Raw genomic sequence first — 13,423 nt, 5'->3', positions numbered from 1 at the left:
ATAACGGTAAATTTGTTAATAGAAAAGCCATTCGGCGCGATCGTGATTCAATCGTGAGGACGCGGTCAGGAGGCCAGCGCATCGCGGAACAAGGGCTCCAGTTCGGCCGCCATGGCAGCATGTTCCGCGGCGATCGGATGAGCGTTGACCGGCCGGCCCGGATAATGGCCGATCCTGGCACGCGTGACCTTCGGCGAGTTCAGCCGGTTGACCGCCTCGTCGAGATAGGCGTTGCAGGCGGACAATTTCGGGATGCCCCCATCACCCAGCATGGGTGAATTGATCACGAAGATATGGGCGTTCGGGGCGTCCCGGCGGATCTTTTCGACGAACTCGACATAGGCCTGGACGAAGTCGGTCTGGTCGGGGATGCCTTGGCTGAAATCGTTGGTCCCCAGACAGATACCGACCGCATCGGGGATCCAGCCCTGATGGTTCCAGAGCTGGTTTTCGTCCGGCGCGGCGCGTTCGTAGAACTGCGGCACATTGACCCCGCTGCGGATGCCCTGCCAGTCGCGGATCAGGCCACGTCCGCCGCACGACACCAGATGGCACTGCGCCCCCAACTTCGCCGCCAAAACCTTGCCGTAGGCCTTGCCGGCATTGGCGAAGGCAATGTCGTTGCGCGTATCGTCCAATGGGACATCGCTGGCCTCGCCGCAGGTGATGGAATCGCCGATCAGCATGATCTTCTTTGCCGGCAACGGCGCCGGATCGAGAAACCGCCCTGCGTCGATCGATGCGCCCGACACATCCCACACGCCCTGCCAGCTTTCGTTACGGCGCAGAATGCGGACATTGTGCTCGCCGGCAGGACCTTCGAAGACGACCAGGTCCTGCGCCCCCTTGGCAAGATGCACGGTCCGCACCGGCCCGCCATCCGTCCAGATGTCAAGATAGACATTGTCGCTTGAGGCCGAGGTTTTCAGAACCAGCTTTGCGGCCTCGAAGTGCAGCCGCAACTCCACCCCTGGGAAGCCAGCGCGCACCACGCCGTCAGGCATGTCCGCCGTACGGCCTTCCCATTGCAGTTGCGGGCTGCGCGCCGTCAGCACCAGGGGCTCGGGCGCACTGGTCTTTTTGCTTCGCGCCAAGGCAGGTGACCCGACCAGGGTGGCGGCCGCGGACAGGGCGAAGGCGCGACGATCGATAGGCATGAAACATCCCCGTAAGATTTGTTATTTTGATTTGATTTATGCGCCGATGAACCAGATTCGTCCAGTTTGGCCGGATTCGTCCAGTTTGGAATGAGCGCGCCATGCAGCGAGGTTGCGCGCCAGCCCAGGCACGCAGCGAAAGAAAATCACCTTTGACATCGGGCGATACGGCGTTATCCACTTACCTGGGAAGACCGTGACGTCAAAAAGCGGTCGATAGGGAAACCGTGAAGCGTGCCTTGGCTGATGTGGAATCCGACGGCGGTCAGCTACTTGGCGCAGTTGGCTTTGAGCCTGGCCATATCGCTATATTTTTTGCGTCGCGTTTTGTTGGCCAAGCGCCAAGGCAGGGACTGGACAACTCTGGTGTGGCTGTTCGGGACCGTAGCAGCCCTGGTTCCCATCATCGCCCTGAACCTCCTGAGGTCGGCGCTCTTGCCTTCACTGATGGCCTACGCCCTGCCGTGGATCAGTCCATTCTGGGCAATTTCCATCTGCGCCTTCATACAGTTTGCTTACCGCTTTCCGCAAAGCTTTGCGATGGCGCCGTGGGAAGCGCGTTGTGTACAGTGTCTCTCGCTGGCCTTTTTCGGTCTTGAAGCTGTCGTTGCCGTATGGCGCTTCGTTGATACGCTGCGGGGAGATGTCTGGTTTCGACCTGGGTACATGGATTATCCTGTCGTTGCCGGCGTAGGCTGGGGCCTGCTGGTGATGATACGCCAGCTCTTTCGCGCTTCCGCCGTTGAAACTTCGCAGGCGGTGGGACTGCACCGCGTCAGGCTGATGCTTTGGCAGGCCCGGAGCCGCGATGCCTGGGCCGCCCGCGCCTATGTCCTGTTTGCGCTCCTGCCGCTGGTCCAGGTCCTGCTGTACTTCCTGCGTGCCCATTCGGTGATCGGCATCGACTTCACCGAAATTGCCGTCACGTGGATCATGCTCGCCATGTTGTCAGGTTATGCGTTGGTGTTTCTGAACTACATGCCCGAACAGAGTTCGTTTCAGGTGAAGATTGCCGGCGGAACCATGACCATTGTTCTGGCTGTTATCGTCGCGGTGTCATGGATGATGGCCCCGACCTACACCGCCGCTTATCGCAGCGACGATCGTATCCGTTCAAATCAGACCTACCGCTTCGAGCCGGATGGGCAAGGCGGGTACAGGGCTTCCGCTATCCCCTATCACTACGACGCGACCGAAGGCGTACCCGTTGACATGGCAAACGGACGGATCGGTCTGCCGTTCGCTTTTCCCTTTTTTGGCAAGTCTTACCATGCCGTCTATGTGCGCGAAGACGGCATGGCGGGATTCGAAAGGGTCACCACCTGGGCCGAGGCGCAGTTTCGATACGGCCGCCAGCCAGGCATCTATCCCGTTGCGGTAGAACTGGGCGGTTACCGGTTCGACGCCCCCTGCGACGCGTGCAGCCTGACGGCAAGGGCCGAAGACGGCAAGGTCGTCGTCACCTGGGACCGGCTGACCGAAACCATGAATCCGGTCAACCGCTACAGCTTCCAGATGACGCTGTATCATGACGGCGCCATCGACCTGTCCTATGCCGAGGTGCCGCAGGCCCTGCACTACGACCTGGCACTGACCAACCTGAGCGCGTGGATGGTCGGTATCACGCCCGGAGGCGGGCGGGTCCAAGTCGTCGGCTTGCGCAATCTGCCAGTCCACACAGCGCCTGGCGAAGGCCTTATGGTCGATCACTACCTAGACTTTCTTCGCTATGTTGACCGGGCCTACGCGCCGGTGGCCGGGTTCCTGCTGGTTGCCGTCCTGCTCACCCTGCTCCTGTTGCCGGCCTTCCTTCGCGGCAATCTGGTCCAGCCGCTGATTCGCTTGTTGACGGGCGTCGAAGCCTTCCGCAAAGGAGATCTGGCGACGCGGGTACCGGTAACCTTCCATGATGAAATCGGTTTTCTGACCACTGCATTCAACGACATGGCAGGAGCCCAGCAGGCCCTGATCGATACGCTGGAACAGCGAGTCGCGGAAAGGACCCGGCAGATTGCCGATATGACCGCCCGCAACGCACGACTGGAAGAACGCTTCCGTCTATCGGGTGATCTGCACGATACGGTCAGCCAGACTCTTTTTTCCGCCGCCATGCTGGCTGACAGTCTGCCCGACCAGATGCGCCAGGATCCTGCTACGGGTGAACGGGCCCTGTCGCGCCTGGGCGGGCTGAGCCGGCACGCCCTGGCGGAAATGCGCAACCTGCTGACGGATCTGCGCACCGCCGGACCGGCGGAGCGAGCACTGGGCCCCGCTCTGGAGTGGTTGGCGCGTGATTTCGAAAGTGTGCACGGCATCACGGTTGAGCTGAATATCTCCGGCGACGCCGCCCTTCCTGCCGAGGTTCATGCGACCTTTCATCGCTTTGCGCAGGAAGCCCTCAATAACATCACCAAACATGCTGGCGCGACCTGTGTAAGAATAGGTTTCGATGGCCTCGGCACCCAGGCCCTTCTGAACGTCAGCGACGACGGACGCGGTTTCGATCCTTCGGCGGTCGGTTCAATGCATCTGGGTTTGCAGATCATGCGGGAACGGGCGGACAGGATCGGCGCCGAACTTGACATCACCTCCGCCCCCGGCCTAGGCACGACCCTGACCCTGATCTGGTTGCCAGAACATGACGCAAGAACATGATGCCCGACCATGATAAATGAAACCATTCGAATCCTGATCGTCGACGACCACATGGTGGTTCGTGCGGGATTGGTCCAGGTCATTAGCACCAAGCCCGGGCTTCAGATCGTGGGCGAAGCCGCCAACGGCGAAGAGGCAATCTTTCTGTGTCAGAAAGTGCGGCCGGATATCATCATCATGGACATTCGCATGCGCGGCATGGGCGGCGTCGCGGCGATCGAATCCCTGAGCAAATATTATCCCGAAACACGCATCCTTGCCCTGAGCACCTTCGACGATCCGGCGTCCGTTGAGCGAGTCATGACGGCCGGCGGCCGGGGCTTTCTGGCCAAGACACTGTCGGCGGCCGACCTGACAGACGCTGTATTCCGGGTCCATGCCGGCGAAATCGTCATCAAGGTCGATAACGACAGCGCGCCACCGGAACCCGTGGCGGCCGGGACCGTTGAGGCGTTCGGACTGGGCGTCCAGCAAAGACGCGTTCTCGCCCTGCTGACCAAGGGCTACACCAATGCCGATATTGCCGGGTATATGGATATTTCACTACCGACGGCGCGATATCATGTGAGCGCAATTCTCCTGAAGCTGGGCGTCGCCAACAGAGCCGAAGCCGCTGCCATGGCGGTCCGGGATCGCCTTATCGGCGACTCCGACTTTTGAATATCTCGTCTTGGGTGCGTCGACTGTACGAATGTACAGCGCTGCCTGTCCGTCCGGTCAGTTCCCTTCAACTATCAGTGGGTTACCCTGACTCTTGAGGCGTGGTTCCACGCAATTCAGATGTAACCCTACGGGTAAAGGCTTGTCTCGTTGCGGTAATTGGATAAGTTGCCGCGCATTCGTAAGTCTTTAACCCTCCGCGGGGGGCGGTGAAGGTTGAAGCCAGGTTTCGGCGCTCGATACGCGTGCAGCGCAATTCACTGCGCGCCGTTTGGGCCAGCCTGTGTCTTCACGTGCTTTTCCGGCTCCCGTCAATCATGACGGAGTTCTACGATGAAGAAAACGCAGTTCGGTTTCGGCGCTGACGAAACCGATGGTCTGGCCGCAACGCCGCAGACACGCGCGGTACTGAACGATGTCACGGTGCCTTCCATGGCAGCGCAGCAACTCTTGTCGTCCTCCGTAAAGGCTTCGATCTTCTCCGCGCCCCCAGCCGCTACGCTTGACTACGTCGCGGGCAGCGAAAGCCGGGTGAATACCTATACTACCAACGACCAGTACTATCCGTACATCGCCGCACTGACCGGCGGCGGATACGTTGTCGTCTGGGCAAGCGCCGGCCAGGACGGGGACGGTTACGGCATTTACGCTCAGCGTTACAATGCTTCCGGCGTTGTCCAGGGCAGCGAAGTCCACGTCAGCACGGCGGCGGCGGATGTCCAGAGCTGGCCTGCCGCAGTGGGAATGTCGGACGGCAGTTACGTTGTCATCTGGCACAGCAACAACCAGGACGGCGGTGCCTATGGCGTCTACATGCAGCGGTACAACGCCTCCGGCGTCGCTCAGGGGACCGAAACGCGTGTCAACACGACGACGGCGGGCGAACAATCCTTCCCGGCGGTTGCTGCCCTTAGCGGCGGGGGCTATGTCGTTTCGTGGCAATCGCCGGATGCCTCAGGTTTTGGCATCTATTCGCAACGCTACAACAATTCCGGTGTCGCCCAGGGCGCCGAAACGGCGGTCAATACCACGACCGCGAACAACCAGCGTAATCCCGGCGCCGCCAGCCTCAGTAACGGTGGCTATGTCGTAACCTGGGAATCCAGCGGGACCGACGGCTCGGGTTTTGGCATCTATGCTCAGCGCTACAATGCCTCCGGCGTGGCGCAAGGCTCCGAAACGCGCGTCAACACCTACACCAGTGGAGACCAGTACCGTTCGGCGGCCATTGGTCTTTCCGGCGGCGGTTATGTCATCGTATGGGAAAGCTCCGATCAGGATGGTGATGATTTCGGCATTTACATCCAGCGCTTCAACGCGTCGGGCGTCGCGCAGGGTTCGGAGACGCGCGTCAATACAACGACCGCGGGCTTGCAAAGTTTCCCGTGGATTTCGACACTGAGCGACGGCGGGTTCGTCGTCGCCTGGTACGGGCTGAACACCACCGGATCCTACGAGGTCTACGCCCAGCGATATAATGCTACCGGCGTCGCCCAGGGCAGCGAAAGCATCATCAACACCACCACGTCCGGCGCGCAGGTTAATCCGATCGTGGCGACCCTCGTTAATGGTGATTACGTCGTGGCCTGGGCCAGCGCCGGCCAGGACGGGGACGGTCAGGGAATCTATCGCAAACATCTCCAGGCCAACTATGAGCCGGTCCTGACCGGCACAGCCACCACCCTGGCGGCCGGGAATGAGGACTCGCCTTATTCCGTGACCCGGGCTCAGCTTGTCGCGGGTTTCACCGACCAGGATGGCGAGACCCTGGATGTCTCCGGCCTGAGCGCCAGCAGCGGTACGGTGGTCAATAATGGCGACGGCACCTGGACGATGACGCCGACCGCGAATTTTAACGGCACCATGACGCTTACCTATTCAGTAACCGACGGGCTGGAGTCTACCGCCGCCACACTGACCTATGCGGTCAACGCCGTAAACGACGCTCCGGCCGGTACCCCGACGGGCACGGTCGCCAACGGCGTCGAAGACACCACCCAAACCATCCTGGCCACCACACTGCTTCAGGGCCTCTCCGACGTAGAGGGGCAGGCCCTCAGCGTCTCGGCCATTTCCGCCGATCACGGCCCCCTTTCAACGACTGACGGCGGGTGGATTTTCACGCCCACCAACAACTACAACGGATCTGTTACCTTAAGCTATTCTGTCACCGACGGCACCGACGTCACCTCCGGATTCACCCGTACCTTCAGCCTGAATGCCGCCAATGATGCGCCGGCGGGCACGCCCACCGGAGTGGTGGCTGACGGCAGCGAGGACACGGCCCAGCTCATCCTCGAATCCCTCCTGTTGGAAGGCCTGACCGACGTCGATGGCCAGACCCTGACCGTATCGGCCATCTCGGTGGATCATGGCACCCTGATCGCCACGACTGGGGGATGGACCTTTACGTCGGCGGCCAATTACCACGGCGCGGTGACCCTGACCTATTCCGTCACCGACGGCACCGACACACTGTCAGGCCTGACCCGCACCTTCACCCTGGCCTCCGTCAACGATTCGCCGGTGGGCGTAACGCCCGTCCTGGCCTCGGCCACAGAGGACGTGGCTTACACTGTGACAAACGCGCAGTTGCTTAACGGCTTTACCGATGTCGACGGCGACACATTGAGCGTCCAGAACTTCGCTGCGACCTATTCTGCCGGATATGTCGGCGGGACGCCGACGGCGGGTACGGCGGCGACGGCGAATGTCTATAGCGGCATCAAGCTCGCCGGCGGCAACTATGTCGAGTCCTACCGCTATTACAGCGGGGCCTTTGTCACCGTCAGCAAGATCTATGACACCGCTAACAACCTGGTTGCGACCATCAATGCCGGGGGTACGATGGTTGCGCTGGCAGACGGCAGTTTCGTCATACTGACGGCCGCGGGTTCCAGTCAGCTCGATGCCTACGCCACCCGATACAGCGCGACAGGCACCGTTTTGAACAGCCAGGTCGCGTTGACCAATAGCTCGGCTTTCCACGAACAGTATCTTGCCGCCACCGGTCTCAGTGACGGCGGCTACGCCCTGACCTGGACGCAATACCCCATCGCCGGCGGCAACCCCGTCGTCAAGTTCCGCACCTTCAATGCCGATGGAACGCCATCCGGTTCGGAAGTCTCCGCGACATCCGGCGCCGGCAATGCCCAGGTTAACTCACAGGTCGTTCAACTGTCCAACGGCACCATTGTCGTGAGTTGGTCACAGGACGGCGCCGACGGCAGCGGTTACGGTGTTCTCGCCCAACGGTTCACCGCGGCGGGGACATCTCTGGGTGACGCGACGGTGGTCAATACGCTGACAGCAAACCAACAACATGGCGTCCGAATGACGGCGCTCTCCGGCGGCGGCTATGTCGTGAGCTGGTCCGACAACACGGCCTGGGCCCGCAAGTTCCAGGTCTACGACGCCAGCGGCGTAAAGGTTGGCACGGAGACGACGCTGGCCAACACCTATGTGCACTGGCTGAATAATCAATCGGTGTCGCTGGCCTACGTGGCGAGCGAAATCTCGGCCCTGCCAGATGGCGGTTTCGTCATTGCGTCATGCGTGACCGACGGCAAGCAATTCAGTCTGTTCCGTTATGATGCCTCGGGTAACCTGTTGGGCTCGCCGTCTGGCATACCGACCGATGTGAGCAATGTGTTCAGCAGCAATCTCTACGCCTTTACCCTGGCGGATGGCTCTGTCCAAGTCATGTGGCTCAATGAAGGCAACGGCAACGCGTTGATGAACCGCAATTTTGCGGCCGGCGACGGCGGCACGGCTACGGTTTCGTTCAATTCCGGCACCAATACCTATTCGATTACCCGCCCCGCAGACACCAATGGCCTGTTGACCATCAGCTATGACGTCAGCGACGGCCAGGGTGGAACCAAGACTATCTCGACCACCCTGAACGTCAACGCGGTGAACGATGCGCCACGCGGGTCCGCAACGACGACGCTGACTGCGATCAACGAAGACGGCACGATCGTCGTTACCCGCGCCCAGCTCCTGGCCGGCTATTCCGATCCGGACACCGGCGCCAATCTCTCCATCCGCAACAACATCGTCACCACCAGCAGCGGCACAGTCAGCTACAATGGCAGCGCTGGAACCTGGACCATTACGCCGGCAGCCAATTACAACGGAACGGTCACACTCAGCTATACAGTCTGGGATGGTTCGGCCAATGCCACCAACGGCGGCTCGCTGACCGTCACGGTTAACGCTGTCAACGACAATCCGACCCTGACCAGCGCCAAGGCGACCGTCACCGGCACCGAAGATATTGCCAAGATCATTACCCTGGCTCAGCTTAAACAAGGCTATTCCGACGTTGACGGCGATACCTTGTCCATATCGGGCATTACCGCCGACCACGGTACCGTAACTCTCAACGGAGACGGTACCTACACCCTGACGCCGGAGGCCAACTATAGCGGCACGGTGACGTTGAGCTACACAGTCAGCGATGGCAATGGCGGAAGCCTTGCCGCCACTCTGGGTGTTTCGTTCGCAGCGGTCAATGACGCACCGTCCGGTACCCCTAACGGCACTGTGGCTGACGGGACCGAAGACACGGCCCAGACCATCCTGGCAGCAACCCTGCTGGAAGGATTCAGCGACGTGGAAGGTCAAAGCCTGTCCGTGTCGGCGATTTCAATTAATCACGGCGCCCTGGCCGTCACGACCGGTGGATGGATCTACACGCCGGACGCCAACTACAATGGCCCGGTGACCGTAACCTTCACGGTCAGCGACGGCAATGGCGGTACGCTAAGCGGCCAGACGCGTACCTTCATCCTGGGCGCGGTTAACGACGCTCCGTCTGCCACCACCGCGACTTTCTCCGTCTCAGAAGATGGGGCGTTGAACGGGAACCTGTCTGGTAGCGATATCGAAGGATCAGGGCTTTCCTATGCCTTGAGCGGCGGTCCATCCCACGGCACGCTGAACCTCAATTCGGATGGCACCTTCACCTACACGCCGGACGAAGACTACCATGGCAGCGATAGCTTTGCCTTCGTGGTCAACGACGGAACCGTCGACAGCGCACCGGCCACCGTCAACCTGACAGTTACCCCCATCAACGATGCGCCTTCGGGTACGCTCACCGGTACGGTTGCCGACGGGATCGAAGACAACTCCCAGACCATCCTGGCGGCGACCTTGCTGGAAGGCCTGAGCGATGTCGACGGCGACGACCTCACCGTCACAGCCATCTCGGTTGAACACGGGACGCTGACCGCCATAGACGGCGGGTGGACGATTACACCGGACGAGAATTACAACGGCGACGTTACGCTTACCTATACGGTCAGCGATGGAACGGCCGATGTCACAGGTCTGACCCGCACCTTCACGCTGGCGGCTGTCAATGACGCGCCGGCGTTCAGCGGTGAACTGTCACTGCCCGATGTTGCCGAAGGTGCCACGCCCTATGTCGCCATCGACGATCTGTTGTCCGTGGTCAGCGACGTCGATAGCGACCTGAGCATCACAGTGATCTCGGTGACCGATGGCTCCGGCAACGTCATCGGCACCGCCACCGGGTCCGGTGGTGTCTTGTCGGCGCCCTTGGCTGGATATGACATCGAACTGGCGGATGCCAATTACAATGGCGATGTCGTCCTGGTCTACACGGTCAGCGACGGCGAGCATTCGGTCGAGGCCACAGCACGCTATACCGTGACTCCGGTCAATGATGCACCTTCGGGCACGCTCACCGGCACGGTTGCCGACGGGACCGAAGACACGTCCCAGACCATCCTGGCAGCGACCTTGCTGGATGGGCTGAGCGATGTCGACGGCGACGACCTCACCGTCACAGCCATCTCGGTTGACCACGGTACCCTTACCGCCATCGACGGCGGGTGGACGTTTACACCGGACGAGAATTACAACGGCGACGTTACGCTTACCTATACGGTCAGCGATGGAACGGCCGATGTCACAGGACTGACCCGCACCTTCACGCTGGCGGCCGTCAATGACGCGCCGGCGTTCAGCGGCGAACTGTCACTGCCCGATGTGGCCGAAGGTGCCATGCCCTATGTCGCCATCGACGATCTGTTGTCCGTGGTCAGCGACGTCGATAGCGACCTGAGCATCACAGTGATCGCGGTGACCGACGGCTCCGGCAACGTCATCGGCAGAGCCACCGGGTCCGGTGGTGTCTTGTCGGCGCCGTTGGCTGGATATGACATCGAACTGAACGATGCCGACTACAATGGCGACGTCGCCCTGGTCTACACGGTCAGTGACGGCGAGCATTCGGTCGAGGCCACCGCTCGCTATACCGTGACTCCGGTCAATGATGCACCTTCGGGCACGCTCACCGGCACGGTTGCCGACGGGACCGAAGACACGTCCCAGACCATCCTGGCCGCGACCTTGCTGGAAGGGCTGAGCGATGTCGACGGCGACGACCTCACCGTCACAGCCATCTCGGTTGACCACGGTACCCTGAACGCCATAGACGGCGGATGGACGTTTACACCGGACGAGAATTACAACGGCGACGTTACGCTTACCTATACGGTCAGCGATGGTACGGCCGATGTCCCGGGCCTGACCCGCACCTTTACCCTGACAGGTGTCAATGATTGGCCCGAACTGGTAACGACCCCGGCGACGCTTATCGACGGAATAGAGGACACAGCCTTCACGTTATGGAAGGGGCCGCTGTCCTATGGCTATGCAGATCCCGAAGGTGAAAGCCTGACGGTCACAGCGCTTTCGGCCGATCATGCAACGGTGGTCGGAGAGGATGAGTCCGCCTTCACGCTTTCGCTGGAGCCAGACTTCCATGGGGTGCTGACCATCATCTACACCCTGAGTGATGGCCAAGGCGGTACGGTCGAGGTGACACGAACGGTTCAAATCCTGTCGGTCCCCGACATCATCATGGGCACCCCCGACTCCGAAACCGTGACGGGCACGGCCGATGCCGACGAAATTCATGCCCTCGCCGGTGACGATGTGGTCGATGGCCTGGGCGGCGGCGACATCATGTTCGGCGGCGCCGGCAACGACACTTATATCGTCAGGGACGGCGACGTCGTCTCGGAGGACCTGGATAGCGATGGCGACGACGGTGGCGTCGATCTGGTTCGTTCATTCGTCACACATGCGCTTGGCGATTATGTCGAAAATCTCGAAATGCTGGGGGCCGGTGCTGAATGGGGCATCGGAAACAGTCTGAACAACCGCATCACCGGCTCGGCCGCAGCCAACCTGATCGATGGCCGGGCCGGCGCCGACACCCTGACGGGTGCCGTCGGCAACGACACATATGTCGTCGATAACACTGGCGATGTTGTGATCGAGGCCGACGGAGACGGCAACGACCTGATCCTATCGTCAGTCAGCTACAGCCTGACCGCGCGCTATATCGAAACCCTGACCCTGACGGGTACCGCCAATGTAGACGCCATGGGCAATACGCTCGCCAACGCCCTTAACGGCAATACCGGCCATAACCGGCTGGATGGCGGCCTGGGCTTCGACACCCTGACCGGCGGCCAGGGCGACGACACCTATGTGGTCAACGTCGCGGGCGACATCGTCGTCGAACAGGCCGGCGAAGGTACCGATACGGTTGAATCGGCCGTCAACTGGGGGCTGGCCGACCATTTGGAGAACCTGGTCCTGACCGGCACCGCCGCCCTGCGCGGCACCGGTAACGCGCTGAACAACGTCATCACCGGCAACAGCGGGAACAACCTATTGCTGGGGGGGCTGGGTAACGACACCTACTACGTCCAGAACACCGGCGATAACGTCACCGAACTGGATGGCGAAGGCACCGACCTGATCTGGTCGAGCGTGAGCTACAACCTGACCGGCCGCTACGTCGAAACCCTCTCGCTGACCGGAAGCGCCAATATCGACGCGCTGGGCAATGGCCTGGCCAATACCCTGATCGGCAATGACGGCATCAATCTGCTGACCGGCCTGGCCGGACACGACCGCCTCGACGGCGGCCGCGGCGCCGACACCATGATCGGTGGCACCGGTAATGACACCTACGTCGTTGACGCGGCGGGCGATGTGACGACGGAAAACGCCAACGAGGGCATTGACCTTGTCGAAGCCCGCATCAGCTGGAGTCTTGGAGCCAACCTCGAAAACCTGACACTGATCGGTTCGGGCGACATCAATGCCACCGGCAATGCCTTCAACAACCTGCTGACCGGCAACGGCGGCCACAACCGCCTGGACGGTGGTCCAGGCATCGATACCCTGGCCGGCGGTGGCGGCAACGACACCTATGTCGTCCACTCGATCTCGGATGTTGTGACCGAAAACTCTGACGAAGGCACCGACACAGTTGAAAGCGCCATCGCCATGACCCTGGGCGGAAATGTCGAGAACCTGACCCTGACCGGTACGGCGACGATCAACGGCACCGGCAATGCGCTGAACAACGTCATCACCGGCAACAGCGGCGCCAACATCCTGGCCGGCGGACTGGGCGACGACACCTACTACATCCAGAACGCCGGTGACAACGTCGTCGAACTGGGGGGCGAGGGCAAGGACCTGATCTACTCTACAGTGACCTACACCCTGAACCAGCGCTACGTCGAAACCCTGGTCCTCACCGGTACGGCCAATATCAACGCCACCGGCAACACCAATGCCAACACACTGGTCGGCAATGACGGCAATAATATCCTCAACGGCAAGGCTGGCCCCGACCGGCTGACCGGCGGCCTGGGGGCGGACGTGTTTTTCTTCGAACTCGACTCGGCCAAGGATACCATCACCGACTTCTCGGCCGCCCAGAACGACAGCATCAATATCCATGCTTTCGCGAACGGCGCGGTCAATGCCGGCTGGGTCAGCCAGATCGGCGCAGATACAGTCATCAACCTGGGCAACGGCAATACGATTACGGTGCTCAACACCGTGCAGGCCGACGTGCTCAGCCACATCGTCTGGTGATCATGAACCGC

The 13,423-nt window shown here is 61.0% G+C and carries 4 protein-coding genes; 3 read left to right on the top strand and 1 reads right to left on the bottom strand.

Translation table 11 applies throughout. The features are described 5' to 3' along the window. Positions 1 to 65: 65 nt before the first annotated feature. Positions 66 to 1,157 (bottom strand): GDSL-type esterase/lipase family protein, encoded by a 1,092-nt coding sequence (locus ABAC460_RS48145; RefSeq protein WP_023452422.1) that lies wholly within the window; start codon positions 1,155 to 1,157, stop codon positions 66 to 68. A 234-nt stretch (positions 1,158 to 1,391) separates the two neighbouring features. Between ABAC460_RS48145 and ABAC460_RS30555 the strand changes: the two genes are divergently transcribed. From ABAC460_RS30555 to ABAC460_RS49565, 3 genes are all read left to right on the top strand, one after another. Continuing rightward, a complete protein-coding gene (locus tag ABAC460_RS30555; protein WP_155914588.1) occupies positions 1,392 to 3,812 on the top strand; it encodes a HAMP domain-containing sensor histidine kinase in 2,421 nt (806 codons plus the stop codon). Positions 3,813 to 3,821: 9 nt separating this feature from the next. After that, positions 3,822 to 4,472, top strand: coding sequence for a response regulator transcription factor (locus ABAC460_RS30550; protein WP_023452420.1), 651 nt, complete (start codon positions 3,822 to 3,824; stop codon positions 4,470 to 4,472). 333 nt (positions 4,473 to 4,805) lie between these two features. Beyond that, on the top strand, positions 4,806 to 13,412 hold the full coding sequence (locus ABAC460_RS49565) for a beta strand repeat-containing protein (protein ID WP_023452419.1): 8,607 nt from the start codon (positions 4,806 to 4,808) through the stop codon (positions 13,410 to 13,412). Positions 13,413 to 13,423: the final 11 nt, after the last annotated feature.

It is taken from the genome of Asticcacaulis sp. AC460 (genome assembly GCF_000495795.1).
Classification (GTDB): Bacteria; Pseudomonadota; Alphaproteobacteria; order Caulobacterales; family Caulobacteraceae; genus Asticcacaulis.
This window is presented reverse-complemented; position numbering and strand designations above follow the sequence as displayed.

Coding starts and splice junctions, on each gene's coding strand:
- ABAC460_RS48145 (WP_023452422.1), bottom strand. CDS start 1,157: ATGCCTATCGATCGTCGCGCCTTCGCCCTGTCCGCGGCCGCCACCCTG.
- ABAC460_RS30550 (WP_023452420.1), top strand. CDS start 3,822: ATGATAAATGAAACCATTCGAATCCTGATCGTCGACGACCACATGGTG.
- ABAC460_RS49565 (WP_023452419.1), top strand. CDS start 4,806: ATGAAGAAAACGCAGTTCGGTTTCGGCGCTGACGAAACCGATGGTCTG.